General features: G+C 71.1%; 25 protein-coding genes and 1 pseudogene. 23 read left to right on the top strand and 3 right to left on the bottom strand.

The annotated features are described in order from the left end of the window. Positions 1-41: 41 nt before the first annotated feature. The 13 genes and pseudogenes from flgB to ACX12L_RS04195 form a co-directional block, all read left to right on the top strand. Positions 42-458, top strand: coding sequence for a flagellar basal body rod protein FlgB (gene flgB, locus ACX12L_RS04255; RefSeq protein ID WP_459261443.1), 417 nt, complete (start codon positions 42-44; stop codon positions 456-458). 13 nt (positions 459-471) lie between these two features. Next, complete coding sequence (gene flgC / locus ACX12L_RS04250) at positions 472-876, top strand: flagellar basal body rod protein FlgC (RefSeq protein WP_459261442.1); 405 nt, start codon at positions 472-474, stop codon at positions 874-876. 14 nt (positions 877-890) lie between these two features. Then, positions 891-1,556, top strand: a complete 666-nt coding sequence (locus ACX12L_RS04245) for a flagellar hook assembly protein FlgD (RefSeq protein WP_459261441.1) — start codon at positions 891-893, stop codon at positions 1,554-1,556. Between the two features lie 36 nt (positions 1,557-1,592). Then, positions 1,593-2,873, top strand: coding sequence for a flagellar hook protein FlgE (gene flgE, locus ACX12L_RS04240; RefSeq protein ID WP_459261439.1), 1,281 nt, complete (start codon positions 1,593-1,595; stop codon positions 2,871-2,873). Between the two features lie 22 nt (positions 2,874-2,895). Beyond that, the gene (flgF, locus tag ACX12L_RS04235) at positions 2,896-3,636 is read left to right on the top strand and encodes a flagellar basal-body rod protein FlgF (protein ID WP_459261438.1); all 741 of its coding nucleotides are present in this window, start codon (positions 2,896-2,898) and stop codon (positions 3,634-3,636) included. Between the two features lie 12 nt (positions 3,637-3,648). After that, positions 3,649-4,431: a flagellar basal-body rod protein FlgG gene (gene flgG, locus ACX12L_RS04230; protein WP_094438842.1), complete on the top strand. Its 783-nt coding sequence runs from the start codon at positions 3,649-3,651 to the stop codon at positions 4,429-4,431. 14 nt (positions 4,432-4,445) lie between these two features. Beyond that, entirely contained in the window at positions 4,446-5,129 is a 684-nt protein-coding gene (locus tag ACX12L_RS04225; RefSeq protein ID WP_459261437.1) for a flagellar basal body L-ring protein FlgH, read from the top strand. A gap of 171 nt (positions 5,130-5,300) precedes the next feature. Further along, positions 5,301-6,446, top strand: coding sequence for a flagellar basal body P-ring protein FlgI (locus ACX12L_RS04220; protein WP_459261435.1), 1,146 nt, complete (start codon positions 5,301-5,303; stop codon positions 6,444-6,446). Further along, positions 6,446-7,384 carry a flagellar assembly peptidoglycan hydrolase FlgJ gene (flgJ, locus tag ACX12L_RS04215; protein WP_459261434.1) on the top strand — a complete coding sequence of 313 codons (939 nt, stop codon included), beginning with the start codon at positions 6,446-6,448 and terminating at the stop codon, positions 7,382-7,384. Before ACX12L_RS04220 ends, flgJ begins: the two co-directional genes overlap by 1 nt. A gap of 11 nt (positions 7,385-7,395) precedes the next feature. Continuing rightward, complete coding sequence (flgK, locus tag ACX12L_RS04210; protein WP_459261433.1) at positions 7,396-9,330, top strand: flagellar hook-associated protein FlgK; 1,935 nt, start codon at positions 7,396-7,398, stop codon at positions 9,328-9,330. A gap of 20 nt (positions 9,331-9,350) precedes the next feature. Beyond that, on the top strand, positions 9,351-10,694 hold the full coding sequence (gene flgL / locus ACX12L_RS04205; protein ID WP_459261432.1) for a flagellar hook-associated protein FlgL: 1,344 nt from the start codon (positions 9,351-9,353) through the stop codon (positions 10,692-10,694). A gap of 76 nt (positions 10,695-10,770) precedes the next feature. Next, positions 10,771-11,982: an HDOD domain-containing protein gene (locus ACX12L_RS04200; RefSeq protein ID WP_459261431.1), complete on the top strand. Its 1,212-nt coding sequence runs from the start codon at positions 10,771-10,773 to the stop codon at positions 11,980-11,982. Between the two features lie 140 nt (positions 11,983-12,122). Then, positions 12,123-13,109, top strand: a pseudogene (locus ACX12L_RS04195) (NAD(P)H-dependent flavin oxidoreductase); the annotation flags it as partial. A 53-nt stretch (positions 13,110-13,162) separates the two neighbouring features. Here the strand turns inward: ACX12L_RS04195 and ACX12L_RS04190 are convergent. Then, entirely contained in the window at positions 13,163-14,620 is a 1,458-nt protein-coding gene (locus ACX12L_RS04190) for an aminotransferase-like domain-containing protein (protein WP_459261430.1), read from the bottom strand. A gap of 116 nt (positions 14,621-14,736) precedes the next feature. On the opposite strand from ACX12L_RS04190, the gene ACX12L_RS04185 reads away from it, so the two are divergent. The 10 genes from ACX12L_RS04185 to ACX12L_RS04140 all read left to right on the top strand — a co-directional run bounded on the left by ACX12L_RS04185 (position 14,737) and on the right by ACX12L_RS04140 (position 24,246). Further along, entirely contained in the window at positions 14,737-15,336 is a 600-nt protein-coding gene (locus tag ACX12L_RS04185) for a LysE family translocator (protein WP_459261428.1), read from the top strand. Beyond that, entirely contained in the window at positions 15,333-16,265 is a 933-nt protein-coding gene (locus ACX12L_RS04180) for a DMT family transporter (RefSeq protein WP_459261427.1), read from the top strand. The genes ACX12L_RS04185 and ACX12L_RS04180 overlap by 4 nt, the downstream gene beginning before the upstream one ends. A gap of 115 nt (positions 16,266-16,380) precedes the next feature. After that, positions 16,381-17,562, top strand: a complete 1,182-nt coding sequence (locus ACX12L_RS04175) for an aminotransferase-like domain-containing protein (protein ID WP_459261426.1) — start codon at positions 16,381-16,383, stop codon at positions 17,560-17,562. An 82-nt stretch (positions 17,563-17,644) separates the two neighbouring features. Further along, positions 17,645-18,487: a PhzF family phenazine biosynthesis protein gene (locus tag ACX12L_RS04170; protein WP_459261425.1), complete on the top strand. Its 843-nt coding sequence runs from the start codon at positions 17,645-17,647 to the stop codon at positions 18,485-18,487. Then, positions 18,484-18,813 (top strand): VOC family protein, encoded by a 330-nt coding sequence (locus ACX12L_RS04165; RefSeq protein WP_459261424.1) that lies wholly within the window; start codon positions 18,484-18,486, stop codon positions 18,811-18,813. Before ACX12L_RS04170 ends, ACX12L_RS04165 begins: the two co-directional genes overlap by 4 nt. Before the next feature lie 32 nt (positions 18,814-18,845). Then, positions 18,846-19,817, top strand: coding sequence for a threonine dehydratase (locus ACX12L_RS04160; protein ID WP_459261423.1), 972 nt, complete (start codon positions 18,846-18,848; stop codon positions 19,815-19,817). Between the two features lie 196 nt (positions 19,818-20,013). Beyond that, positions 20,014-21,102, top strand: a complete 1,089-nt coding sequence (locus ACX12L_RS04155) for a cyclase family protein (RefSeq protein ID WP_459261422.1) — start codon at positions 20,014-20,016, stop codon at positions 21,100-21,102. 22 nt (positions 21,103-21,124) lie between these two features. Continuing rightward, positions 21,125-22,363: an ABC transporter substrate-binding protein gene (locus tag ACX12L_RS04150; protein ID WP_459261421.1), complete on the top strand. Its 1,239-nt coding sequence runs from the start codon at positions 21,125-21,127 to the stop codon at positions 22,361-22,363. Beyond that, positions 22,360-23,502, top strand: a complete 1,143-nt coding sequence (locus tag ACX12L_RS04145) for an SDR family oxidoreductase (protein WP_459261420.1) — start codon at positions 22,360-22,362, stop codon at positions 23,500-23,502. The genes ACX12L_RS04150 and ACX12L_RS04145 overlap by 4 nt, the downstream gene beginning before the upstream one ends. A 72-nt stretch (positions 23,503-23,574) precedes the next feature. Then, positions 23,575-24,246 carry a histidine phosphatase family protein gene (locus ACX12L_RS04140; RefSeq protein ID WP_459261419.1) on the top strand — a complete coding sequence of 224 codons (672 nt, stop codon included), beginning with the start codon at positions 23,575-23,577 and terminating at the stop codon, positions 24,244-24,246. Here ACX12L_RS04140 and ACX12L_RS04135 read toward each other — a convergent pair. Then, entirely contained in the window at positions 24,237-25,415 is a 1,179-nt protein-coding gene (locus tag ACX12L_RS04135; RefSeq protein WP_459261418.1) for a GGDEF domain-containing protein, read from the bottom strand. The genes ACX12L_RS04140 and ACX12L_RS04135 overlap by 10 nt on opposite strands. Before the next feature lie 231 nt (positions 25,416-25,646). Next, positions 25,647-26,474, bottom strand: a complete 828-nt coding sequence (locus ACX12L_RS04130) for a creatininase family protein (RefSeq protein ID WP_459261417.1) — start codon at positions 26,472-26,474, stop codon at positions 25,647-25,649. Positions 26,475-26,513 lie beyond the last annotated feature (39 nt).

Here is a 26,513-nt window from a genome sequence, read left to right as displayed (position 1 = left end):
CTCCGCGCCGCGGCCCCCGACCACTTCACCCCCGAGGAACCATGCTCGACAAGATGACCCAGCGGCTGGACTTTCACGGCAACGCGCTGCTGCTGCGTTCCGAGCGCCAGCGCACCATCGCGAGCAACATCGCCAACGCCGACACGCCCGGCTACGTGGCGCGCGACTTCCAGTTCGCCGACGCCATGCGCGCCGCCACCGAAGCCCAGGCGCCCGGCGCCATGCGCCAGCAGGGCGTGAGCGACCCGCGCCACATCCCGCTGCCGGCCGCCGGCACCGGCCAGTCGGGCGGCGCGCTGGGCTATGCGCTGCAGACCCAGCCCAGCCTGGACAACAACAGCGTGGACATGGACCGCGAGCGCGCCGCCTTCGTGGACAACGCCGTGCGCTACGAGGCCACGCTGCGCTTCATCAACAGCGGCGCCAAGACCATGCTCAGCGCCATCCAGGGACAGTAAGGAGCCAACGCCCATGTCGATGTTCTCGATCTTCAACGTCTCGGGCAGCGCCATCAGCGCGCAGTCGCAGCGGCTGAACGTCGTGGCCAGCAACCTGGCCAACGTGGACGCCGTGGCCGGCCCCGACGGCCAGGCCTACAAGGCGCGCCAGGTGGTGTTCCAGACCACGCCCATGGGCGCGGACAGCTCGGCCGGCGTGCGCGTCTCGACCATCCAGGAAAGCGACGTGCCCGGCCGGCGCGTGCACGACCCGTCCAACCCGATGGCCGATGCCGAGGGCTACGTCACCCATTCCAACGTGAACGCGGTGGAGGAGATGGTCAACATGATCTCCGCCTCGCGCTCGTACCAGAACAACGTCGAGGTCATGAACACGGCCAAGACGCTGCTGCTCAAGACCCTGCAGATGGGGCAATAAAGGAGTTTTCCGCCATGTCCATCACCGCCATCGACACCAGCGCGCTCGACGCGGGCGCCACCACCACGTCCAAGACCCGCGATTCGTCCACCGATCCGGGCGCGATGCAGGACCGCTTCCTCAAGCTGCTCGTCGCGCAGCTCAACAACCAGGATCCCATGAACCCCATGGACAACGCGCAGATGACGACGCAGATGGCGCAGATCAACACGGTGACGGGCATCCAGCAGCTCAACCTCACCATGCAGACCATGGCCGAGCAGTTCTCCGCCATGCAGACGCTGCAGGGCACGCAGATGATCGGCCGCTCGGTGCTGGCCCAGGGCAACAAGCTGGCCTACGGCGACGACGGCACGGCCACGGGCGCGTTCGACCTGGCGGGTGCCGCCACCTCGGTCAAGGTGGAGGTGGTCACGCCCGGCGGCCAGGTGGTGGACACCGTGGACATGGGCGCGCTGGACAAGGGCCGCCAGAACTTCACCTGGGACGCGAGCCAGTACACCGGCAACAAGAGCGACCTGACGTTCCGCGTCGCCGCCACGAACAAGGACGGCGCCGTCGCCAGCACCACCCTCATGCAGTCCAAGGTGACGGGCACGGGCACGGATGCGGGCGCGCTCACGCTCACGCTCGACAACGGCAGCACCGTCAAGTACTCCAGCATCAGCGCCGTGCTCTGAACGGCGCCGCCCCCATCCACCGACAAGGAGAAAACCATGGCTTTCCAGCAGGGCCTCTCGGGCCTGAACGCCGCCAGCAAGAACCTGGACGTGATCGGCCACAACATCGCGAACTCGAGCACCGTGGGCTTCAAGGCGTCGCGCACCGAATTCGCCGAGATGGTGGCCACCGCCATCGGCACGGCCAGCACCGGCAACGCGGGCATCGGCGTGCAGGTGGACGACATCGCCCAGCAGTTCACGCAGGGCAACATCACCGTCACCGGCAACAACATGGACGTGGCCATCAACGGCAACGGCTTCTTCAAGATCCAGCAGCCCGACGGCAGCTACGCCTACACGCGCGCGGGCAACTTCAAGCTCGACAACCAGGGCAACGTCGTCACCAACAACAACGGCAAGGTGCTGGGCTACCCCGTCGATCCCGACACGGGCCTGCGCACCTCCAGCACGCCGCAGCCCCTGGTATTCCCGACGGGCGCGCCGATACCGGCCAAGCAGACCACGACCATCAAGGCCTCGTTCAACCTCGACGCGCGCGCGCCCGACGCGGCCGGCAACCCCTCCGCCACGCCTCCCGTGGCCGCCACGCCGCGCTCGACCTACGGCACGTCGATCAACGTGTACGACAGCCAGGGCGTGGCCACCACCGTGAATCTGTATTTCCAGAAGACCGGGACGGCCAACACCTGGGACGTGTACACCCAGCTCGACGACCCCACGGCCTCGCCGCCCGTGGTGGCCACGCCGATCGGCCAGATCACGTTCGACAACAACGGCAAGATCGTCGGCCCCGCGGCCACGCCGCCGGCCACGGGCTTCCAGATGCCCGTGACCATCACGCCGCCCACGCCGAACCCCAACAACCTGCCCGCCTACACCATGCAGATCGACCTCGGCGGCGTGACCCAGTTCGGCACGAAGTTCGCGGTGTCGGAGCTCACGCAGGACGGCTACACCGCCGGCCAGCTCACGGGCATCAACATCGGCAACGACGGCACGATCATGACGGGCTACTCCAACGGCGTGACCCGCGCCGAGGGACAGATCGCGCTCGCGAGCTTCCGCAACACGCAGGGCCTGGCCGACATCGGCAACAACCTCTGGGTCGAGACCTCCGCGTCGGGCCAGCCCACCATGGGAGCGCCCACGGACGGCGCCTTCGGCTCGCTGCGCTCGGGCGCGCTGGAGGACTCCAACGTGGACCTGACGGCCGAGCTCGTGAACATGATGACCGCCCAGCGCGCCTACCAGGCCAACGCGCAGACGATCAAGACGCAGGACCAGATCATGTCCACCCTGGTGAACCTGCGCTGACGCCTGAACGGGAGACCACGCCATGGACCGCCTCATCTACACCTCCATGACCGGCGCCAGCGCCGCCGCGCACCGGCAGGCGGTGCTGTCCAACAACCTGGCCAACGTCTCCACCCACGGTTTCCGCGCCGAGATGTCCAACTTCCGCTCGGTGCCGCTGCAGGGCAGCGGATCGACCACGCGCGTGTTCGCGCTGGAGGCGACATCGGGCCACGTGGAGACCCCCGGCCCGGTGCAGCACACGGGCCGCAACCTGGACGCCATGGCCGCGGGCAACGCCTGGTTCGCCGTGCAGGGCCTGGACGGCACCGAGGCCTATACACGCGCCGGCAGCTTCGAGACCACGACCGAGGGCCAGCTGGTCACGCCCACCGGCCTGCCCGTGCTCTCGGACGGCGGCGCGCCCATCACGGCGCCGCAGGGCGCCGAGCTGACCCTGGGCGCGGACGGCACCGTCACCGCGCGCGTGCCCGGCCAGCAGCCCCAGACCCTTGGACGCCTGAAACTCGCCACGCCCGCGCAGGACGACCCGCTCAAGCGCGGCGACGACGGGCTGTTCCGCACCGCCTCGGGCGAGCCCATGGCCAGCGACACCACGGCGCGGCTGCTGGCCGGCGCGCTGGAGGGCTCGAACGTGAACCCCGTGGAGTGCATGGTCGGCATGATCGCCGCCGCGCGCCAGTTCGAACAACAAATGCGCCTGCTGCAGACCGCCGAGAACGACGACAAGAGCGCCGGCCAGTTGCTCAGCATCAACGGCTAAGAAGGAAACGCCATGATCAATTCCCTGTGGATCGCCAAGACCGGCATGAGCGCCCAGCAGACCCAGCTGGACGTGATCTCGCACAACCTCGCCAACGTCTCCACCACCGGCTTCAAGCGCAACAGCGCGGTGTTCGAGGACCTGATCTACCAGAACCTGCGCCAGGTGGGCGCGCAGACCACCGAGGAGAACCAGCTGCCCACGGGCCTGCACCTGGGCCTGGGCGTGCGCACCGTGGCCACCAGCCGCAACTTCACGCAGGGCAGCCTGCAGCAGTCGAGCAACAGCCTGGACGTGGCCATCAACGGCAACGGCTTCTTCGAGGTGCAGCTGCCCGACGGCACCATCGGCTACACGCGCGACGGCTCGTTCCAGCTCGACGCGCAGGGGCGCATGGTCACCTCCGGCGGCCTGCCCGTGGCCAACGGCATCACCGTGCCGCAGGGCGCCACCAGCATCAGCATCAGCGAGACCGGCGTGGTCAGCGCCACCATCGCCGGCAACCCCCAGCCCCAGCAGCTGGGCCAGCTGGCCATGTCCAGCTTCATCAACGCCGCGGGGCTGCAGCCCGTGGGGCAGAACATGTACAAGGAGTCGGCCGCCTCGGGCCCGCCGCAGCAGGGCCAGCCGGGCACGAACGGCCTGGGCGTCATCAAGCAGGGCTTCCTGGAGACCTCCAACGTCAACGTGGTGGAGGAGCTCGTCACCATGATCCAGACCCAGCGCGCCTACGAGATGAACTCCAAGGCCATACAGACCAGCGACCAGATGCTGGCCAAGCTGTCGCAGCTGTGATGGGAGGCCGCGCCATGACCGCCCCCCTGCGCCTGATCGCGCCCGCCGCCCTGGCCCTGCTGGCCGCCGGCTGCGCCACCCTGAACCCGCCGCCGCCCGTGGACCTGCTGCCCACCACGCCGCCGCCCGTGGCCGCCACGCCGCGCCCCACGGGGCCGGCCACGGGCAGCCTGTTCCATGCCGCGAGCTACCGCCCCGCGTTCGAGGACCGGCGCGCGCGCCTGGTGGGCGACATCGTCACCATCCAGATCGTGGAGCAGGTGACGGCCAAGCAGAACTCCACCTCCAGCATCGACCGCAGCGCCAACACCTCGGCCGGCATCTCGGCCTTCCCGTTCATCGGGGCGGGCAAGCTGGGCAAGCTGGACCTGGGCGCCAAGAGCGCCAACCAGTTCTCGGGCAAGGGCGGCACGGAGAGCAGCAACACCTTCACCGGCACCATCACCGCCACCGTCATCGAGGTGCTGCCCAACGGCCACCTGGTGGTGGCGGGCGAGAAGCAGATCGGCGTGAACGAGAACGTGGACGTGCTGCGCTTCTCGGGCACGGTGGACCCGCGCTCGCTGCAGCCGGGCAGCGTGGTCGCATCCACCCAGGTGGCCAACGCGCGCCTGCAGTCGCGCGGGCGCGGCGCGCAGAGCGAGGCCCAGGCCATGGGCTGGCTGTCGCGGGCGTTCAACTCGGTAGCGCCGTTCTAGGGCCTCCAGGCCCCCGCACACACACGCTCAGTCAAAATTGATAGCGATCAGCGCTTGATGGGCAAGCGCTGGAGGCACTTTTTCCCTTAAAACCCCATGTCCCGCAATTGAGGGGATTTGGGCCGTCTTTTCGGCGATTCGGGACGCGCACGGCGGCCCACAATCATCGCCATGATCACCGTCCCCCTGTTCCCATCTTCGGCCGGCGCCCGCGCGCTGCGGCGGCTGGCCGCGTTCGGGGTGCTGGCGCTCGCCGCGGCGCTGCCGGCGCATGCGCTGCGCATCAAGGAAGTGGCCGCCGTGCAGGGCGTGCGCAGCAACCAGCTCACGGGCTACGGCCTGGTGGTGGGGCTGGACGGCACGGGCGACCAGACCACGCAGATGCCGATCACCACGCAGGCCATGCAGAACTACCTGCAGCAGGCGGGTATCAGCCTGCCGGCGGGCACCACGGCGCCGCAGCTCAAGAACGTGGCCACGGTGATCGTGACCGCCGAGCTGCCCCCGTTCGCCCAGCCGGGCCAGGCGATCGACGTGAGCGTGGCCTCCATGGGCAACGCCAAGTCGCTCAAGGGCGGCACGCTCATCGCCACGCCGCTGCGCGGCGCCGACGGCGAGATCTACGCGCTGGCCCAGGGCAACATGGTGGTCGGCGGCGCGGGCGCATCGGCCGGCGGCAGCAAGGTGCAGATCAACCACCTGAGCGCGGGCCGCATCCCGGGCGGCGCGCAGGTCGAGCGCTCGGTGCCCACGCCGCTGCACGATGGCGAGACCATCACCCTGGGGCTGAACGCCTCGGACTTCCAGACCGCGCGCAAGGTGGCGCGCGTCATCAACGAGCGGCTGGGCGGCGGCACGGCCACGGCGCTGGACGGCCGCACGGTGCAGGTGCAGGCGCCGCAAGATCCCGGCGCGCGCGTGAACTTCATCGCCGAGCTGGAGGAGCTGCCGCTGCCCGATTCCACCCCCGCCGCCAAGGTGGTGATCAACGCGCGCACCGGCTCCATCGTGCTCAACCAGGCCGTGACGCTGGGGCCCTGCGCCATCGCCCACGGCAACCTGTCGATCACCATCAGCAGCACGCCCGTCATCAGCCAGCCCGCGCCGCTGTCGCAGGGCCAGACCGTGGTGGCGCAAAAGAGCGACATCCAGCTCAAGCAGGACGGCGGCAAGGTGATCCAGGTGCCCGCGTCGCCGCAGCTGGCCGACGTGGTGCGCGCGCTCAACACCCTGGGCGCCACGCCGCAGGACCTGCTGGCGATACTGCAGGCCATCAAGGCATCGGGCGCGCTCAACGCGGAGCTGGAGGTGATCTGATGGCCTTCTCCAGCCTCTCCGGCGCGGGCAGCGCGGCCGCCCGCCAGGCATTGGCCGTGGACGGCCGCTCGCTCAACGCCCTGAAGCTGCAGGCCGGCCAGGGCGATGCGCAGGCCACCAGGGACGCCACGCGGGAGGCCGCCAGGCAGCTCGAATCGCTGTTCATGCGCGAGCTCATCAAGAGCATGCGCGAGGCGACCGCCAAGTCCGGCCTGCTCGACGGCGCCGAGGGCAACCTGGCGAACGACCTGTTCGACCAGCAGCTGTCGGTGCAGATGTCGGGCCGGCCCGGCGGGCTGGCCGATGCCATACAGCGCCAGCTCTCGCGCCAGCTCGGCGGCGACGGCCAGACCACCATCGACGCCGGCTCCACGCTGAGCCTGGACGCCACGCTGCGCAAGGCCGCGCCCGCCGACAACCCGCGCGCGGGCGCGCCCAAGGGACGCGAGAACTTCGTGCAGCACCACCGCGCCGCGGCCGAGCGCGTGGCGCAGGACAGCGGCATCCCGGCCAGCTTCATGCTGGGCCAGGCCGGGCACGAGACCGGCTGGGGCAAAAGCGAGATCCGCAACAAGGATGGCAGCAACGCCTTCAACCTGTTCGGCATCAAGGCCGGCAAGGGCTGGACCGGCAAGGTGGCCGAGGTGACCACCACCGAATACGTGAACGGCCAGCCGCGCAAGGTCACGGCGCGCTTTCGGGCCTACGGCTCCTACGAGGAGTCGTTCCGCGACTACGCCCGCCTGATCAACGACAACCCGCGCTACGAGAAGGCGCGCGCCAAGACCCACTCGGCCCAGGCCTACGCGGCCGAGCTGCAGAAGGCCGGCTACGCCACCGACCCGCAGTACGCCACCAAGCTCGCGCGCGCCATCCAGAGCACGCAGTCCGTGGCGCGCAACCCTGTCGTGGCCCAGGCGCCCGGCACCCAAGCCTGAAGCACTGAACCATGAGCCTCCTCAACGTCGGCGCACGCGCCCTCCTCGCCAACCAGGTGGCCCTGCAGACCACGGGGCACAACATCGCCAACGTCAGCACGCCGGGCTATTCGCGCCAGAGCGCGCAGCTCGTCACCGTGCAGGGCCAGTACACGGGCGGCGGCTACATCGGCCAGGGCGTGGCGGTGCAGACCATCCTGCGCAACCACAACGAGCTGCTCACGCGCCAGGCGGCCATGGCCGGCTCCACGCAGGCGGCCGACCAGGCGCGCTCGGACAAGCTCAACCAGCTGCAGGACGTCTTCAGCGGCGGCACGAGCGGCCTGGGCGCGGCCATCACCGACATGATGAACTCGCTGTCGGACGTGGTGGGCTCGCCCACCGACCTCACGGCCCGCACCGTGGCGCTCACGCGCATGAACGAGACGGCCGGCCGCATGCGCTCGGCGGCGCAGCAGATCGAGGACCTGCAGACCACTGTCAGCGAGCAGCTCAAGAACGACATGGTCAAGATCAACAGCCTGGCCACGAACATCGCGGGCGTGAACGAGCAGATCGCGCGCGCGCGCGGCAACGGGCAGACGCCCAACGATCTGCTGGACCAGCGCGACCAGCTCATCCGCGAGCTGAACCAGTACATCCAGACCACCCAGGTGCCCGCCGACGACGGCACCGTGGGCCTGTTCGTGGCGGGCAGCCAGCCGCTGGTGCTGGGCACCACGGCGACCTCTCTGTCCATCGACGAGAGCAAGCAGTACCCGGGCAGCGGCCAGCTGGCGCTGTTCTTCAACCGCCCCGGAACCACGCCGTTGGAACTGAACGCAGACATGCTCGGCGGCGGCGAGGTCGCGGGCCTGATGCGCTTTTCCAACAGCGACCTGGCCGAGGCGCGCAACCTGCTCGGGCGCATGGCCCAGGCCATCGGCATGACGATGAACGCCCAGAACCAGCTGGGCCTGACGCTCGACGGCAACCCGGGCGGCAACCTGTTCTCGGTGCCCGCCAGCGCCGCCGGCTACACCAGCAGCGCCACCGCGGCGGGCACCGTAACCTACGCCGATGCGACGCAGTTCGCCGCCTCGGACTACGAGGTCCGCTTCACCGGGCCCAACGCGGGCCAGGTGGTGCGCCTGTCCGACGGCAAGAGCACCGCGTTCACCAGCCTCGCGGACCCGGCGCTGCAGAACATCGACGGGCTCGGCTTCAACCTCACGGCGACGGGCGCGGCGGGCGAGAGCATCCTGTTCAAGCCTTTCTCCAGCGCGGCGGCCAACATCCAGTCGCTGGTCTATTCGCCGCGCGACCTGGCGGCGGCGAACCCGGTCAACGCCTCCATGGGCACCGCCAATGGCGGCACCATGCAGCTGGCAAGCCTCAAGGCCACGGCACCGCCCAACCCGCCCATTCCACCGAACACCCCGGTGACGCTGAGCTTCAACGCGGGCCCGCCGGCCACCTACACCGTGACCGGCTCCACGGTCTCCCCGCCCTCGGGCACCACCCTGAACTACACATCGGGCCAGCCCATCGACATCGACGGCTGGCAGATCACGCTGCAGGGCTCGCCCAAGACCGGCGACACGGTCACCGTCGGCAACGCGCTCGACCCGCAGTACGGCGATGCCTACACGCGCAACGCCGGCAACGCCCAGGCGCTGATGAACCTGCGCGACGTGCGGATGTTCGACAACGCCACCATGCAGGACGGCTGGGCCGGCGCCATGGCCCAGGTGGGCACGCGCGTGCAGAGCGCGCAGTACGCGGCCGACCTGTCCGCCACCATCGCCAACAACCTGGAGAGCGACCGCACGGCGGTCTCGGGCGTGAACCTGGACGAAGAGGCCGCCAAGCTGATCCAGTACCAGCAGGCCTACCAGGCCTCGGCCAAGATGCTCCAGATCGCGCAGAGCATCTTCGACACCCTGATCCAGACCATGGGCCGCTGAGCCCCGCCACGGAGTCCGACATGAGCAGCAACACCATCCAGCGCACGGCCACGGCCAACATGTACGACAGCACCATCCGCAACCTCGGCGCGCGCCAGGGCACGCTGACGAACCTGCAGGAGAACCTCACCTCGGGCAAGCGCGTGGTGCGCGCCAGCGACGACCCCGTGGCCGCCGCGCAGGCCGAGCGCGCGCTCACGCGCATCAGCCGCATCCAGGCCGAGCAGCGCGCGCTCGACACGCAGCGCAACGCCATCGCCCAGGCGGAATCGACGCTGGGCGACGCGGTGGGCGTGGTGCAGTCCATGCGCGAGCTCGTCGTGAACGCGGGCGGCGGCACCCTCAAGCCCGAGGACCGCACGACCATCGCCAACCAGCTGCAAAGCCTGCGCGAGCAGCTCACCGACATCGTCAACCGCAAGGACACCAACGGCGTGCCGTTGCTGGGGGCGCTGGGCAGCCAGCTCACCGCCTTCCTCGGCCCGCTCTCGGGCGGCCCGGACTATCTGTTCAACGGCCAGCCGGGGCAGAACGCCAGCACGGGCACGTCGATCGCCTCCACGCTGGACGGGCACGCGGCCTTCATGTTCGACCCGCAGCGCGACGGCGTGTTCGAGGCAGCCATCTCCAACGCCAATCCGGCCTACCCTTTGAACGGCCGCCAGTTCACCACCAGCGCGGTGACGGTGACCAACCCGCAGCAGCTGCAGGAGCCCGCGCCGCCCGCCGCGCCCTACACCTACAGCGTGACCTTCTCGGGCGTGACCACCAACCCCGACGGCACCTTCAACGCCACCTACGACATCACCAGCACCAACCCGGCCTACACCTCGCCGGGCCCGCAGACGGTGTCCAACCTCACGCCGGGCAAGGCCTCCAGCATTCCCGTGAGCATCACCGACCCTGGCGGCGCCACGCTGGGCTTCAGCATCAGCGCCCTGGCCACCAAGGACCCCGTCAGCGGGGCCACGGTGCTCTCGCCCGCGCCGGGCGACACGGTCACGCTGTCGGCCAGCGCCAGCATGCTCAGCACGCTGGACAGCGCCATCAAGGGCATCGGCGGCGCGGCCAACAACAACGCCGCCGCCCAGGCCGTGGGCCAGGCCCTGGCCAACATCGACGCCGGCCTGGAGCGCATCCACAACATGCGCGGCTACGCGGGCGAACTGCTCAACCGCGCCGACCGCATCACGGGCGACCAGGACAACCGATCCATCCAGCTCGAAGCCGACCGCTCGCGCGCCGAGGACCTGGACATGGTCAAGGGCATCTCGGACTTCCAGAACGCCCAGGTGGGCTACCAGGCGGCGCTCCAGTCCTACGCCATGGTGCAGAAGCTGTCGCTGTTCAACTTCATGAGCTGACGCGGGTTTTCTCGCCGCCTGCGGGGCCGCGCCCGGCCCGACAATGGCGGTTGCCTCTCATTCTTGTCCACCCCTCATGGTCCAATCCGTTCTTGGCAGCCTCGTCCTGGGCTACCGCCCCTTGTGGAATGCCGCGCGCAAGCTGGCCGGCGTACAGCTCTACGTGCACGGCCAGGGCACGGCGATGGTGGACGCGCCGCACCTGCTGCGCACCATCCAGGAGCTGTGGAGCGCCGGCTCGCCTCCGCTGCTGCTGTCGCCGCGCTCGCAGCCGCTGCTCATGGACCTGCTGGCGCATGCGCCGCGCGGCGCGCCCTGGATTGAGGTGCCGGGCGACTGGATGGCCCTGCCCGCGGTGCGCGAGCGCACCCAACAGGCCCACGCCCGGGGCCTGCGCCTGGTATGGGGCGGCGCCCTCGACCACCTGCCCGACACCGAGACCGCGCGGCTGTTCGACAACAGCCTGCTGCACCTGTCCAGCGGCGACGCCGTGCGCGCGCTGCAGGCGGACGCGGCCGCGCAGCGCAGCCCGCTGATCGCCGGCCAGATGTACGACAACGTGGCCAGCCGCGCGCTGCTGGCGCACTGCCTGGGCCAGGGCAGCGCCCTGGCCGTGGCCGGCTGGCCCCTGGAGGACGTGCTCCACGCCCTGCGCCACCAGCCGCCCCAGCCCGCGCACGAGGTGGTGCAGAGGCTGCTCAAGGCCATCGACGAGGACCAGTCCATCGACCGCTTCGAGCAGATCCTGGGCGAGGACCCGCTGCTGGCCTACCGCTTCATGACCTACACCAACTCCGCGGCCCTGGGCCTGCGCACAGGCGTGGATTCGCTGCGCCGCGGCCTGGTGATGATGGGCTACGGCTCGCTCGGGCGCTGGCTGGCCGAGCAGCTGCCGCACGCGAGCACCGAGCCCGACCTGCGCCCCATACGCACCGCCATGGTGCTGCGCGCGCGCCTGACCGAGCAGCTGCTCGAATCCGGCGCGGGCAAGGACCTGCGCTGCGAGGTCTACCTGAGCGGCCTGTTCTCGCAGCTCGACGAGCTGCTGCACGAACCCCTGGGCACCATACTGCGCCGCCTGCCGCTGTCCGAGCGCGTGTACAACGCCGCCGTGCTGCGCACCGGCCCCTACGCCCCCAGCCTGGAGCTGGCCTGCGCCCTCGAAGGCGACGACGCGGGCGCCATCCGCCAGCTGTGCGAGACGCACGCGCTGGAGCTCGAATACGTCAACCGCAGCCTGCTGCGCGTGCTCTCCGAAGTGATCGTGGAGCGGCCCGCAGCACATTAGAGCCTGCAGGGCGCGCCGGGCAGGCGCTGGCAGCCATCTTTTTCGGCAGCAAAGACCTTGCCGGCCATGCCGCGGCGGCTTGCGCGTGCCGGGGCGGCGCCGCATCATGGCCAGCCAGCCGATAGCGAACAGGAACCGCCATGCCCGCCACCCTCAGCCCCACCCCCTTGTGCCACCTGCTGGGCTGCCGCCTGCCGCTGCTGCTCGCCGGCATGGGCGGCGTGTCGCGCCACGAGCTGGTGGCGGCCGTCACCGAGGCCGGCGGCTTCGGCTTCCTGGGCATGGTGCGCGAGCCGCTGGCGCTGATCGAGCGCGAGGTGGCCCGGCTGCGCGCGCGCACCGGCCAGCCCTTCGGCGTGAACCTGATCCCCGCCGGCACACCGGCGCCGCTGCTGCACGAGCAGGTGGAGCTGTGCATCGCGCTGCGCGTGCCCGTGGTCGGGCTGTTCTGGGACGTGGACCGGGCCATCATCGCGCGGCTGCGCGGCGCCGGCATCACCGTGGTGCACCAGGTGGGATCGGTGCAGGACGCGCTGGATGCGCAGGAGGCCGGCGCGCAGGCCCTCATCGCCCAGGGCGTGGAGGCCGGCGGCCACGTGCGCGGGCGCCAGCCGCTGGCCGGGCTGCTGGCCGGCGTGCTGGCCGCGGCCCGCGTCCCCGTGGCCGCCGCCGGGGGCCTGGCCGACGGGCGCGACGTGGCGCGCGTGCTGGCGGCCGGGGCGCAGGCCGCCGTGCTGGGCACGGCCCTGATCGCCACGCACGAATCCTTCGCCCACGACTACCACAAGCGCCGCCTGGTGGCCGCGCGCGCCAGCGACACGCTGCTGACCGAGGACTTCCACGTCAACTGGCCACCCCATGCCGCCGTGCGCGTGCTCAGGAACAGCGTCACCTGCGGCGAGCGCGGCGATCCGTTCGGCCCCGCGCCCGCCACCGGCCCCGCGGTGATCGGCGAGGAGGAGGGCCGCCCCATCCACCTGTTCAGCACCGACTCGCCGCTGCGCTCCATGACCGGCGACTTCGAGGCCATGGCCCTCTATGCCGGCCGCGGCGTGGACCGCATCGCCGGCGTGGAGCCCGCCGCCGACTGCGTGCGCCGCATCGCGGCCGAGGCGGCGGCGCAGCTCGCGCAGTGAAAGCTATACGAAAAATAGCTGTAAACGCTTGATGGACGGGCGTTTCAGCCTGATTTGACCACTTCTTTCCAGGTGCGCCAGAACGCCGGCTCCTGCGTGTTGGCGAAGTTGATGCGCATGAGCGTGCAGGGCTGGCGCGTGGCGTGGAACAGCGCGCCGGGGGCGATCAGGTAGCCCTCGTCGAGCATGCGCTGGGCCAGCATGTCGGTGTCCACGCCGGTCTCCACCCAGCCGAACATGCCCGCGGGCTCGGCCGCGAAGCTGCAGCCCGCCTCCAGCGCGAGCTGCACGCTGCGCGCGCGCGCCTGTGCCAGGCGCTGGCGGATGCGCTCGGCGTGGCGGCGCAGCTGGCCCTGGTCGATGCACAGCGCCAGCGCCTTCTCCAGGATGGAGGGCGTGGTCAGCGTGGACAGCAGCTTGGTGTCCAGCATGCGCTCGACCAGCGCGGGCGGCGCGGCCAGGTAGCCAATGCGCCAGTTGGGCGCCAGGATCTTGGCGAAGCCGCTCGCGTAGATGGTGCGGCGCAGCCCGTCGAGCACGGACAGGCGCGTGGCGTGATCGGGCGCGATGTGCCCGTAGGTGTCGTCCTCGACGATGTAGAAGCCGTGCCGCTCGGCCAGCTGCAGCACCTGGTGCGCGCTGGCCGGCGACAGGCTGTAGCCCGTGGGGTTGTGCAGCACGCTCACGCTCACGAACAGCTTGGGCGCGTGCAGCTCGCAGTAGCGCGCCATCACGGCCAGGTCGGGCCCCTCGGGGCCGCGCGGCACGGGCAGCACGCGCATGCCCAGCGCGTCCAGCCGCGCGAACTCCACGCTCCAGCCCGGCTCCTCCACCATCACCGGATCGCCCGCCTTGAGCAGCGTGCGGCTCACGATGTCCAGCGCGTGCGTGGCGCCCACGGTGGTCATGATCTGCTCGGGCCGCGCGGAGATGTCGATGTCCGCCATGCGCCGTGCCAGCGCCTGGCGCAGGCCGGCGTCGCCCATGGGCTCGCCGTAGCTCAGCGAGCCGCCCTGCAGCGCCGGGCCGGCGGTGATCTTGCGCACGGCGGCGGGCAGGAAGCGCGCCTCTTCCAGCCAGCCCACGGGCAGCACGCCCGAGCCGGGCTGGGGCTTGCTCGACGCCTGGTGGAACATGCCGCGGATCAGCGCCGTGGCGTTGATGCGCGAGCCCGACAGGCGCACGCCGATGGTGCCCAGCGGCGAGGCCGCCTTTGCTCCTGAAGAAATAGCTGCTGGCGCTTTTCCATCCTGCGCTGGAGGCGTTTTTTGCACGATGTCGCGCACATAGAAGCCGCGCTGGCGCCGCGCCTCCACCAGCCCCAGGGCCAGCAGCTTGTCGTAGGCCGCCACCACGGTGTAGGGGCTCACGCCCTGCTGGCGCGCGCATTCGCGCACCGAGGGCAGGCGCGCGCCGGCGGGCAGCAGCCGCGCACGTATGCGCTCGGCGAAACGCTCGGCGAGTTGTTCGGTCAGGGTGCGGTCGGGGGTGCGGGTGAGCATGGCTGTGTCAGTGGACAGGCCTGTACAGTTCGTGCATGTGTAAGGCCATCTGTACCGGCACTGTAATGGAACATCGCCCTACAGTGCAGCCTTTGCCCTCCGCGACCCTGCGCCCCATGCCCCCGGTTGAATTCACCGCCCTGCTGGTACTGGCCACCGCCATGAGCTTCACGCCCGGCCCCAACACCACGCTGTCCACGGCCCTGGCCGCCAACCGCGGCCTGCCCGCGGCCATGCGCTTCGTGGCGTCGGTGCCCGTGGGCTGGTGCGCGCTCCTGCTGCTGTGCGCGCTGGGGCTGGGCGCCATCGTGGTGGCAGCGCCGGCGCTGCGCTGGGCCATCAAGGCCGTGGGCATCGGCTACCTGCTGTGGCTGGCGCTCCGGCTGGCGCAGTCGGGCCGGCTGTCCGAGGCCGACGCGGCGCGCCTGTCGGTGGGCTTCTGGCAGGGCGCGCTGCTGCAGTTCGTGAACATCAAGGCCTGGCTGCTGGCGCTGACCATCGTGGCCGGCTGGGTCGTGGGACGCGAGGACCACCTGCAGCGCCTGGCCGTGGTGCTGCCGGTGATGACGGCCTTCGCCTTCGCCAGCAACTTCACCTACGCCGCCATGGGCGCGCTGCTGCGCCACTGGCTCGCCCAGGGGCGGCGCCTGCTGTGGTTCAACCGCGCCATGGCGCTGGTGCTGGCGCTCACGGCCGCCTGGATGGTGGCTGCATGACCGCCCCCGCCGCCGCCCGGGGCACACACGCCGCGCACCGGGCCGAGACCCTGGGCCTGTGGCTCGGCGTGCTGGGCGTGGCGATCTTCGCCGTCACCCTGCCCGCCACGCGGCTGGCCACCGGCACGGCCGAGCAGCCCCAGCTCTCGCCCTGGTTCGTCACGCTGGGCCGCGCCGCGCTGGCGGGCCTGCTGTCGGCGGCCTTCCTGCTCGCCACGCGCTCGCCGCGTCCGCAGCCGCACCAGTTCAGGCACCTGGGCTGGGCCGTGCTGGGCAACGTCCTGGGCTACCCGCTGCTGCTGGCCTACGCGCTGCGCAGCGTCACGGCCAGCCACGCCGCCGTGGTCACGGCGCTGCTGCCGCTGGTGACGGCGGGCGTGGCCGCGCTGGTGCTGCACCAGCGCGCACGCCTGGGTTTCTGGGTCTGCGCGGTGCTGGGCAGCGCGCTGGTGGTGGCGTTCTCGCTGCTGCGCGGCTGGCAGCAGGGCCATGGTTTCAGTGTGGAGGCCGCCGACGCGCTACTCGTGGGCGCGGTGGTGGCGGCCTCGGTCGGCTACATCCACGGCGCGCGCATCACCCCGGCGCTGGGGGCCGAGCGCGTGATCTGCTGGGTGTGCCTGCTGGCGCTGCCCGCCACCCTGCCGGCCACGCTGTGGCTGTGGCCCGCGCAGCCCGTGGCGCCCTCGGCCTGGGGAGGCTTCCTGTACGTGGGCGTGTTCTCGATGTGGGCCGGCTTCTTCGCCTGGTACCGGGGGCTGGCCCTGGGCGGCGCGCTGCGCGTGAGCCAGGTGCAGCTGCTGCAGCCGTTTTTCTCGATCCTGGCGGCGATCCCGCTGCTGGGCGAGCCGCTGGACCTGGTGACGCTGGGCTTCGCCGCGGCGGTGGTGGCCACCGTGGCCGCCGGCAGGCGCATGCCGATGGGGAATTGACGGTTGCGGTTATGCTGCGCGCGCTGCTCCACCCGCAGGGCAGCACCGCGCCGCACAACGGCATTTTTCAAGTGATGGATGGCGCAATACCCGCGCGCCTTTTGGAGATGAATCGATGACGAACTGGACCCTGGCCGCACGTGCCGCAAAGATGAACCCCTCGGTGATCCGCGAGATCCTGAAGGTGACCGAGAAGCCCGGCATCATCAGCCTGGCGGGCGGCCTGCCGTCGCCCAAGACCTTCCCGGTGCAGGAGTTCGCGCAGGCCTGCGCCACCGTGCTCGCGCATGACGGCCAATCGGCCCTGCAATACGCCGCCAGCGAGGGCTACCCCGCGCTGCGCGAGGCCGTCGCCCGCTGGCTGCCCTGGGACGTGGACCCGGCCCAGGTGCTGATCACCACCGGCTCGCAACAGGGCCTGGACCTGGTGGCCAAGGTGCTGGTGGACACGGGCAGCCGCGTGCTGGTGGAAACCCCCACCTACCTGGGCGCGCTGCAGGCCTTCACGCCCATGGAGCCGAACATCGTCAGCGTGGCCAGCGACGACGATGGCCCGCTGCTGGAAGACTTCGCCGCCCAGGCCGGCAGCGGCGCCGACCTGGCGCGCTTCATGTACCTGCTGCCCAACTTCCAGAACCCCACCGGCCGCACCATGAGCGAGGCGCGCCGCGCCGCCCTGTCGGCCAAGGCCGCCGAGCTGGGCATTCCGCTGGTGGAAGACAACCCCTATGGCGACCTGTGGTTCGACCAGCCGCCCCCGCCGCCGCTGACGGCGCGCAACCCCGAGGGCTGCATCTACCTGGGCAGCTTCTCCAAGGTGCTGGCGCCGGGCCTGCGCCTGGGCTACGTGGTCGCGCCCAAGGCCATCTACCCCAAGCTGCTGCAGGCCAAGCAGGCGGCCGACCTGCACACGCCCAGCTTCAACCAGCGCATCGTCGCCGAGGTGCTCAAGGACGGCTTCCTGGAGCGCCACGTGCCCACGATACGCGCGCTGTACAAGCAGCAGCGCGACGCCATGCTGGCGGCGCTGGCACGCGAGATGGCCGGCCTGGGCGTGACCTGGAACAGCCCCGCCGGCGGCATGTTCCTGTGGCTGCGCCTGCCCGAAGGCGTGAACGCCATCGAACTGCTGCCCAAGGCCGTGGAGCGCAACGTGGCCTTCGTGCCCGGCGCCGCCTTCTATGCCGACCATGGCGACACGCGCACGCTGCGCCTGTCGTTCGTGACGGCCAGCGCCGCGCAGATCGACACCGGCATCGCCGCTCTGGCCGCCGCCATCCGCGCAGCGGCCGCCTGACGGCCGCCCCGCCACCCCACGCCCCGCCCCAGGGGCGGCCGCCGCATGCGCGCCCGCCCCCGGGTTCTTGCAGGAGTCCCAGATGCGCCAACGCCCCTTCATGCAGGTCGATGTGTTCTCGCCCACGCCCTACCTCGGCAACCCGCTCGCCGTGGTGCTGGACGGCGCAGAACTCACCGACGCCGAGATGCAGCGCTTCGCGCGCTGGACCAACCTGTCGGAAACCACCTTCCTGCTGCCGCCCACGCAGCCCGGCGCGGACTACCGCGTGCGCATCTTCACGCCCGGCGGCGAACTGCCCTTCGCCGGCCACCCCACGCTGGGCAGCTGCCACGCCTGGCTGGCCGCGGGCGGCCAGCCGCGGCAGGGCCGCGTGGTGCAGGAATGCACCAAGGGCCTGGTGCCGCTGCGCGTGGGCGCTGCGGGCGCGCTGGCCTTCGCCGCGCCCCCCAGCCTGCGCAGCCCCATCACCGAGGCACAACTGGCACCCGTGCTGCGCGCCCTGGGCCTGGAGCGCGGCGACGTGCGGGCCTGCCAGCAGCTGGACAACGGCCCCAACTTCTGGGCCCTGCTGCTCGCCGGTCCGGACCGCCTGCCCGCCGTGCAGCCGGACCTGTCCGCGCTGCATGCCCTGGGGGTGGAAGTGGGCCTTGCCGCGCTTTGCCCGCCCCCGGCGCAGCCCGGCCTGGAGGTGCGCGTGTTCTTCCGCACCGGCGCCACCATGCGCGAAGACCCCATCACCGGCAGCTTCAACGCCAGCCTGGCGCAGTGGCTGCTGCATGAAGGCCGCATCCAGGCGCCCTACCGCGCCAGCCAGGGCGCGGCCCTGGGCATGGAAGGCCTGGTGCAGGTGGAGCAGGAGGGCGCCACCGTCTGGATCGGCGGCCATGTGGCCACCTGCGTGCGCGGGGAGGTCTGGCTGTGACCGATGCATCCTGCCGTCCCGGCATCGACCACCTCGTGGTGCTGGCCGCCGGCCTGCGCGAAGGCGCCGACGGGAGCCGCCGCACGCTGGGCGTGGAGCCGGCCCAGGGCGGCGAGCACCCGCTCATGGGCACGCACAACCGGCTGCTCGACATCTTCAGCGCCGCGCACCCGCGCAGCTACCTGGAGATCATCGCTATCGACCCAGGAGCTGCCAGCGCACGCCCCATGGGCGCAAAACGCTGGTTCGACATGGATGACCCGGCCCTGCGCGCGCAGGTGGCCCGCGGCGGTCCGCAGCGCATCCACTGGGACCTGCCAGACTGACACTTCTCCACCCTCACCACATCGACACCCCCATGCCCCTCACCTCCCTGCCCACGCTGGCCGACATCGAGGCCGCCGCCAGCATCGTCTACCAGCAGTTCCAGCCCACGCCCCAGTACCGCTGGGGCCTGCTCGCCGAGCGCCTGGGCACGGAATGCTGGCTCAAGCACGAGAACCACAACCCCGTGGGCGCGTTCAAGATCCGCGGCGGCCTGACCTACTTCGAGCAGCTGGCGCGCAGCGGGCAGCTGCCGCGCGAGGTCATCAGCGCCACGCGCGGCAACCACGGCCAGAGCATCGGCTGGGCCGCGCGCCAGCACGGCGTGGCCTGCACCATCGTCGTGCCGCACGGCAACTCGGTGGAGAAGAACGCCGCCATGCGCGCCCTGGGCGTGAACCTGGTGGAGCATGGCGACGACTTCCAGGCCGCGCGCGAGCACGCCCTGCAGCTGGCCGGCGGGCGCGGCGCCCACATGGTGCCCAGCTACCACCCGGGCCTGGTGCGCGGCGTGGCCACCTACTGGTGGGAGTTCCTGCGCGCCGTGCCGCACATGGACGTGGCCTACGTGCCCATAGGCCTGGGCTCGGGCGCCTGCGCCGCCGTGGCGGCCAAACAGGCCCTGGGCCACCGCGTGCGCCTGGTGGGCGTGGTGAGCAGCGGCGCGCGCACCTATGCCGAATCGTTCGCCGCGGGCCGGGTGGTCGAATCGCCCGTCGCCACGCAGCTGGCCGACGGCATGGCGGTGCGCGTGGCCGACCCCGAGGCGCTGGCGGTGCTCCTGCCCGCGCTGGACCGCCTGGTGCAGGTCACGGACGACGAGGTGGCCGCCGCCATGCGCGCCCTGTTCACCGACACCCACAACGTGGCCGAGGGCGCCGGCGCCGCGGCCCTCGCCGCCGCGCTGCAGGAGCGCGATGCATTGCGCGGCCAGTGCGTGGGCCTGGCGCTCACGGGCGGCAACGTGGACGCGGCGGTCTTCGCGCGCGTGCTCGCCGGGCGCTGAGCCGGTTTCGGCCAGCGAAACACCGCGCCGCACGGCCCACGCAGGGCGGGGCGTGCCGGGCGCCCGCCGCGCCAGGGTTTTCCCGACGCGTGATTTCAGCCCTCGAAATTTTCGCCACCGCGTTTGACGCGCCACGCGCGCGCCCAACACCATTGCCCCCGAGGCCGCATGCACGAGCGGCCCGGGAGACATGCACATGCGATGGAGACAACGCCCCGAAGGCTCGAACTGGGGCGACTTCGGGCCCGACGACCAGCTGGGCCGCGCCAACCTGATCGGCCCCGAGCAGGTGCGCAAGGGCGCGCAGGAGGTGCGCGAGGGCGTGAGCCTGTGCCTCTCGCTGCCGCTGGACTACCCCGGCGGCAACGGCCTGAACCCGCGCCGCCACCCGCCCGTGCTGCGGCCCACGCGGCGCGGCGACGTGCCCTACGTGAACTTCCCGCTGGGCCACGTGTACGCCGGCGCCACCGACGTGATCAGCGACGACCAGGTGCTGCTGTCGCTGCAGTACTCCACGCAGTGGGACTCGCTGGCCCACGTGGGCGCGCTGTTCGACCCCGAGGGCGACGGCCGCCTGCGCACCGTGTACTACAACGGCTACCGCGGCCACGAGCACATCCTCGGCCCGCAGGACCACGGCCTGCCCGCGCGCGGCGAGGACGGCGCGCCCGCGCGCTACCAGCCCGTGTGCTGCGCGGGCCGCCCGCCCGACGAGAGCGTGGCCCGCGCGCTGGGCGTGGAGCACCTCGCCGTCAAGGGCATGCAGGGGCGCGGCGTGCTCATGGACCTGGCACGCGCCTATGGCATGGACTTCCGCGACATCGGCTACGACGAACTCATGCGCGCCATGGAGCGCAGCGGCGCCACCGTGGAGCCCGGCGACATGCTGCTGCTGCGCACGGGCTTCGCCGGGCTGGTGCTGTCCATGCAGCGCCAGCCCGACGCGCACCGCCTGCACCACAGCTGCGCGGCGCTGGACGGCGGCGACGAGAAGCTGCTGCAATGGATCACCGACAGCGGCATCGCCGCCCTCATCGCCGACAACTACGCCGTGGAGCGCCACCCGCCCCGGCGCGTGCCCGCCGACGGCTCGCCCTACCCCGTGCTGCCGCTGCACGAGCACTGCCTGTTCAAGCTGGGGCTGCCGCTCGGGGAGCTCTGGTACCTCGAAGAGCTGGCCGACCGGCTGCACGCCAGCGGCCGCACGCGCTTTTTGCTCACCGCCCCGCCGCTGCGCCTGCCCGGCGCCGTGGGCTCGCCCGTCACCCCCATCGCCACGCTTTGACCATCACTATCAGGAGACAACCATGCACCAGCCTTCCCCCATCCGCCGCGCCTGCCGCGCGCTGTGCGCCGGCCTCGCCCTGCTGGCCACGGCCGCCGGCGCGCAGGACGCGCGGATTTCCGACGACGTCGTGCGCCTGGGCATCCTCACCGACCTGAACGGCCCGTTCGCCGACATCACCGGCCCCGGCAGTGCCGCCGCGATCCAGATGGCCATCGACGACTTCGGCGGCCAGGTGCTCGGCAGGAAGATCGAGCTGATCGTGGCCGACCACCAGAACAAGGCCGACATCGCGTCGAGCAAGGCGCGCGAATGGTTCGACACCGGCCGGGTGGACGCGATCATGGACGTGGCCGTCTCCGCCCCCGCGCTGGCGGTGCTGGAGATCGCCAAGCAGAAGCAGAAGGTGATCATCTTCAACGGCCCGGGCCTGGACCGCCTGACGGGCGACCTGTGCATGCCCAGCACCGTGCACTACGTCTACGACACCTACGCCCTGGCCAACGTGACGGCCAGCGCCATCACCGAGCGCGGCGGCAAGGACTGGTTCTTCGTCACCGCCGACTACGCCTTCGGCCACAGCCTGCAGGAGCAGGCCGGCGCCGTGGTGGCGGCGCACGGCGGCAAGGTGCTGGGCGCGGCCCGGCACCCGATCGGGGCGACCGACTTCGCCTCCTTCCTGATCAGCGCGCAAAACAGCAAGGCCCAGGTGGTGGGCCTGGCCAACGCGGGCGGCGACACGGTCAACACCATCAAGGCCGCGCGCGAGTTCGGCCTGACCCAGGGCAGGAACAAGCAGACCCTGGCCGGCCTGCTCATGTACATCAACGACGTGCACGCCATCGGCCTGCGCACCGCCGCGGGCCTGATGCTCACCGAGGCGTTCTACTGGGACATGAACGACGCCACGCGCGCCTGGTCCAAGCGCTACTTCGAGAAGATGAAGAAGATGCCCAACATGAGCCAGGCGGGCGCCTACTCGTCCACCATGCACTACCTCAAGGCCGTGCAGGCCGCCAAGACCGACGACACCGCCAAGGTCATGGCCCAGATGAAGGCCACGCCCATCAACGACTTCTTCGCCAGGAACGGCCGCATCCGCGAGGACGGGCGCATGGTGCACGACATGTACCTGTTCGAGGTCAAATCCCAGGCCGAGTCCAGGTATCCATGGGACTACTACAAGCTCGTCGCCACCGTGCCGGGCGACAAGGCCTTCCTGCCGCTGCCCCAGTCCAAGTGCCCGCTGGTGAAGAAATGACGAACACCGCCCTCATCGTCGGCGCCACGGGCGTGGTCGGCCAGGCCTGCCTGCGCCACTTCGCCAGCCTGCCCGGCTGGAACGCCATCGGCGTGGCGCGCCGCGCCATCGCGCCTCCGCCCGGCGCGCAGGCCCTGCAGCTCGACCTGCAGGACGGCGCCGCCTGCGCCGCCGCGCTGGGCGCGCGCGACGACATCACCCACGTGGTCTACGCCGCCGTCTACGAGCAGCCCGGCGGCCTGGTGGGCGGCTGGCGCGACCAGGAGCAGATGCGCATCAACCTCGCGATGCTGCGCAACGTGGTCGAGCCGCTGGACCGCCCCGGCGGCACGCTGCGCCACGTGACCATCATGCAGGGCGGCAAGGCCTACGGCGTGCACATCCACCCGCAGATCGCCGTGCCCGCGCGCGAGCGCTGGCCGCGCGACGCGCACGAGAACTTCTACTGGCTGCAGGAGGACTTCCTACGCGAGCGGCAGGCGCAGAGCGGCCAGAACGGCGATGCGTGGCACTTCACCATCCTGCGCCCGCGCATCGTCTTCGGCGACGCGCTGGGCAGCCACATGAACCCCATCCCCGCCATCGGCGTCTACGCCTGGCTGCGCCACGAGCGCGGCCTGCCCCTGGCCTACCCCGGCGGCCCGGCGCGCGTGAACCAGGCCATCGACGCCGACCTGATCGCCCAGGCCTGCGCCTGGGCCGCCGAATCGCCCAACGCACGGGGCGAGACCTTCAACCTGGACAACGGCGACGTGTTCGTCTGGCAGAACGTCTGGCCCGCCATCGCCGACGCGCTGGGCATGCCCGCGGGCGCGCCCGAGCCGCAGTCGCTGGCCGCGCTGCTGCCCATGCAGCAGCGGGCGTGGGAACGCATCGTGGACACATACCAGCTCGCCGCGCCGCGCGATCTGGCCGCCTTCATCGGCCAGGGCGCGGCCTATGCCGACTTCCAGATGAACCACAGCCGCGAAGGGCCGCTGGCGCCGGTCATCATGAGCTCGGTGAAGATCCGGCAGGCGGGCTTCCACGCCTGCATGGACACCGAGGACATGTTCCGCAAGTGGTTCGGCCGGCTCCAGGAGCGCCGCCTGCTGCCTCCGTCCGCCCGGGCACGCCCGGGTGGCGGCATGGCGGCATAATGCTTTCAATTTGATAGCTTAGGTCGCCCTCGTGACAAGCGCAAAACCGCGATCTGGCCACAATCTCCACCCATGGGAACCCTGTACCTCGTGCGCCACGGCCAGGCCTCGTTTGGCGCGGATGACTACGACCAGCTGAGCGAACGCGGCCAGCTGCAGTCCGAGCGCCTGGGCGCCTATTGGCGCGAACGCGGCCTGCGCTTCGACGCCGTGCTGTGCGGCACGCTGCGCCGCCACGCGCAGACGCTGGCCGGCATACGGCAGGGCCTGGGCGAAATGCCCGAGCCGCTCCTGCTGCCCCACCTGGACGAATACGACAGCCAGGCCCTGATAGGCGCCATACATTCCGCGCCCCTGCCGCGCCCGGACACGCCCGAGCTCTTCAGGCAGCACTTCCGCCTGCTGTGCGACGCGCTGGCGCAGTGGATGGCCGGCACCATCAGCCCCGCGGGCATGCCCGATTGGGACGCGTTTTCCGGCGGCGTGCGCACCGCGCTGGAGCGGGTGCGCCGCCAGCACCAGGGGCACAACGTGCTGCTGGTCTCCAGCGGCGGGCCGATCGCCACGGCCGTGGGCCAGGTGCTGTCCACCCCGCCCGAGGTGACGATCGCGCTGAACATGCGCATCCGCAACAGCGCCGTCACAGAATTCAGCGTGGCCCCCAAGCGCCTGATGCTGCAGACCTTCAACACCCTGCCGCACCTGGATGCGCCCGAGCACGCGGGCTGGGTCACTCACGCCTGAAGCGCCGCCTCCCAGCGGCAGCGGTCGCGCCCGCTGTTCTTGGCCTGGTAGAGCGCGCGGTCGGCGCGCGCGTACAGCGACTGCGGCCGGTCGTCGGGCTGCAGCATGGCACCACCCACGCTCACCGTGACCACCTCGGCCACCGGCGAGGCGCCATGCGCCAGGGCGCGCTGGCGCACGCCGGCCACCAGGCTCTGCCCCAGCGCCTTGGCATGGTCGGCGCTGCTGCCATACAGCAGCACGGCAAACTCTTCGCCGCCCACGCGCACCGCCATGTCCAGCGGCCGGCCAATGCAGGCCAGGACCACCTGCGCCACCTGCTGCAGCACGGCGTCGCCCTGCAGGTGGCCATGGGTGTCGTTGTAGGCCTTGAAATGGTCCACATCCACCAGCAGCAGCGCCAGCGGCAGGCCCTCGCGCCGCGCCTGGGCCATGATCTGCTCCAGGTGGTGGTTGAACATGCGCCGGTTGTACAGGCCCGTCAGCGCATCGCGCATGGCCAGCCAGTGCGCGTCGCCGCGGTACAGGAATTGCTCGCGCCGCTGGTGCTCGCGCCAGTAGGCGGCAAAGCCGAACACCAGCGCCGACAGCGCCAGCACCACGCCCAGGCGCAGCATTTCGTCACGCACCTGGGGCAGCGGCGCGGCCCAGGCCAGCGCCTCCACGCAGGCCAGATACAGCAGCGCCACCAGCAGATGCACCCACAGGCTCATGGCGGAGGGCGTGAACACGCACAGTATGACCATCACCAGGATGGCCGCCTCGTGCGGCAGGCCCAGCACCTTGTAGGCATAGACGGCAAAGGCCGTGCCGCAGCTCACGCACACGCCCAGCAGCACCAGCGCCGCGTGCAGCACGCGGATCGGCACGCGCCATAGCGCGCAGGCCAGCGCCAGCACGATCACCGCCGCCACGGCCAGGCGCACCACGCGCAAGGCCATGAGCAGCGGCTGCTGCCGCACATCGAGCAGCGCGGCATCGATGCGCCACAGGTCGAGCAGCGCATAGCCGCCCCACAACACCAGGCAAATGGCGCTGAACCACAGCACGCGCACATATTCGTGGCTGCTGCAATAGGCACGGTATTCCGCCTCCAGCGGTGCATCGAAGCGCAGCCACCGGAAGCCCCGGCGCAACTGCAGCGCGTACTTTGTGGTGGATGCCAGCAAAGGCGGCCTGATTTGAAGCATGCGGCTTTTTCCCCCAATGAAGGCGGTTGTACCACCGGGTTTAAGTTGCGCCTCGGCCAGGGCGGCCAAAGTGGCGCAAAACGGCCTGTGCGCAGGCGCGGCGCCCTGGTGTCGGTGCAGCGTGCAGCAGTTCCACCGCACGCGCTGGCGCCTCGATCCATGTGGCGCGCAAATCCACGTGGAGCCCGTGGCCGCGCCGCCCGTGACGGTTTAAACAGGCCTGGGCGCCAGCGTGGAAAGCGGCAGCGCGTGCAGCTCGGCCAACAGCCGGGCCAGCGCCTGGCCCGCGGCCTGCACCACGGCGCGGCCCTTGTCCGCGCTGGCCGCGGCGGCATTGCCCACGGCGCCGGCGCTCTGGTAGTCCTCCATCGCCCAGCCCATCTTGGCGCTTTTGCCGTTGCCCAGGATGGCATGCCGCGCGGCGCGCTCCTGCGAGGTGGAGCGCCAGTCGCGCGCATGCTCCATGTGCACGGTGTCGGGCGCCAGGTGCAGCATCATCGAGGTCTCGATCGCGCCGCCGTGGATGCCGAAGCGGTGCTCCTCGGCGCTGAACAGGCCGCTCACCTCGTCGGGCAGCGGCAGGCTGAACCAGCTGCTGCCGTAGACCAGCAGGCCGCAGCGCTGGCGCAGCTCGCGCGCCACGATGTCCATGGGCGCCACGTTGCCGCCATGGCCGTTGAGCAGCAGCAGCTTCTTCACGCCCGCGCGCGCCACGCACTCGCCCACCTCGGTCCACAGCGCGAGCAGCGTGGCGGGCGAGAGCGTGAGCGTGCCCGGGTAGGACAGATGCTCGGTGGACAGGCCCACGGCCATGGGTGGCAGGAACAGCACCGGCAGCTCGGCGGGCAGCAGCGGCAGCGCGGCGTCGATCACGCCCCGCAGCAGCGTGGCATCCACCGACAGCGGCAGGTGCGGCCCATGCTGCTCGATGGCGGCCACGGGCAGCACGGCCACCGTCTGCGCGGCCAGGCCCGAGGCCATGGCCTCGGAAAAGTCGCGCGTGGACAGGTCGGACCAGAAGCGGGAGAGGTGGGGCATGCTGCGGATGGTAGCCGCCCTCCGGGCATATCCCCAGCG

Source organism: Alicycliphilus sp. T452 (assembly GCF_054512775.1).
This window is presented reverse-complemented; position numbering and strand designations above follow the sequence as displayed.

Bases quoted from the DNA above. Each gene is read 5' to 3' on its own strand.
- ACX12L_RS04190 (WP_459261430.1), bottom strand. From the start codon at position 14,620: ATGCTCACCCGCACCCCCGACCGCACCCTGACCGAACAACTCGCCGAG.
- flgK (WP_459261433.1), top strand. From the start codon at position 7,396: ATGAGCCTCCTCAACGTCGGCGCACGCGCCCTCCTCGCCAACCAGGTG.
- flgG (WP_094438842.1), top strand. From the start codon at position 3,649: ATGATCAATTCCCTGTGGATCGCCAAGACCGGCATGAGCGCCCAGCAG.
- ACX12L_RS04155 (WP_459261422.1), top strand. From the start codon at position 20,014: ATGCGATGGAGACAACGCCCCGAAGGCTCGAACTGGGGCGACTTCGGG.
- ACX12L_RS04170 (WP_459261425.1), top strand. From the start codon at position 17,645: ATGCGCCAACGCCCCTTCATGCAGGTCGATGTGTTCTCGCCCACGCCC.
- ACX12L_RS04180 (WP_459261427.1), top strand. From the start codon at position 15,333: ATGACCGCCCCCGCCGCCGCCCGGGGCACACACGCCGCGCACCGGGCC.
- ACX12L_RS04160 (WP_459261423.1), top strand. From the start codon at position 18,846: ATGCCCCTCACCTCCCTGCCCACGCTGGCCGACATCGAGGCCGCCGCC.
- ACX12L_RS04130 (WP_459261417.1), bottom strand. From the start codon at position 26,474: ATGCCCCACCTCTCCCGCTTCTGGTCCGACCTGTCCACGCGCGACTTT.
- flgF (WP_459261438.1), top strand. From the start codon at position 2,896: ATGGACCGCCTCATCTACACCTCCATGACCGGCGCCAGCGCCGCCGCG.
- ACX12L_RS04245 (WP_459261441.1), top strand. From the start codon at position 891: ATGTCCATCACCGCCATCGACACCAGCGCGCTCGACGCGGGCGCCACC.
- ACX12L_RS04200 (WP_459261431.1), top strand. From the start codon at position 10,771: ATGGTCCAATCCGTTCTTGGCAGCCTCGTCCTGGGCTACCGCCCCTTG.
- flgL (WP_459261432.1), top strand. From the start codon at position 9,351: ATGAGCAGCAACACCATCCAGCGCACGGCCACGGCCAACATGTACGAC.
- flgB (WP_459261443.1), top strand. From the start codon at position 42: ATGCTCGACAAGATGACCCAGCGGCTGGACTTTCACGGCAACGCGCTG.
- ACX12L_RS04150 (WP_459261421.1), top strand. From the start codon at position 21,125: ATGCACCAGCCTTCCCCCATCCGCCGCGCCTGCCGCGCGCTGTGCGCC.
- ACX12L_RS04220 (WP_459261435.1), top strand. From the start codon at position 5,301: ATGATCACCGTCCCCCTGTTCCCATCTTCGGCCGGCGCCCGCGCGCTG.
- ACX12L_RS04140 (WP_459261419.1), top strand. From the start codon at position 23,575: ATGGGAACCCTGTACCTCGTGCGCCACGGCCAGGCCTCGTTTGGCGCG.
- flgJ (WP_459261434.1), top strand. From the start codon at position 6,446: ATGGCCTTCTCCAGCCTCTCCGGCGCGGGCAGCGCGGCCGCCCGCCAG.
- flgC (WP_459261442.1), top strand. From the start codon at position 472: ATGTCGATGTTCTCGATCTTCAACGTCTCGGGCAGCGCCATCAGCGCG.
- ACX12L_RS04145 (WP_459261420.1), top strand. From the start codon at position 22,360: ATGACGAACACCGCCCTCATCGTCGGCGCCACGGGCGTGGTCGGCCAG.
- ACX12L_RS04225 (WP_459261437.1), top strand. From the start codon at position 4,446: ATGACCGCCCCCCTGCGCCTGATCGCGCCCGCCGCCCTGGCCCTGCTG.
- flgE (WP_459261439.1), top strand. From the start codon at position 1,593: ATGGCTTTCCAGCAGGGCCTCTCGGGCCTGAACGCCGCCAGCAAGAAC.
- ACX12L_RS04185 (WP_459261428.1), top strand. From the start codon at position 14,737: ATGCCCCCGGTTGAATTCACCGCCCTGCTGGTACTGGCCACCGCCATG.
- ACX12L_RS04175 (WP_459261426.1), top strand. From the start codon at position 16,381: ATGACGAACTGGACCCTGGCCGCACGTGCCGCAAAGATGAACCCCTCG.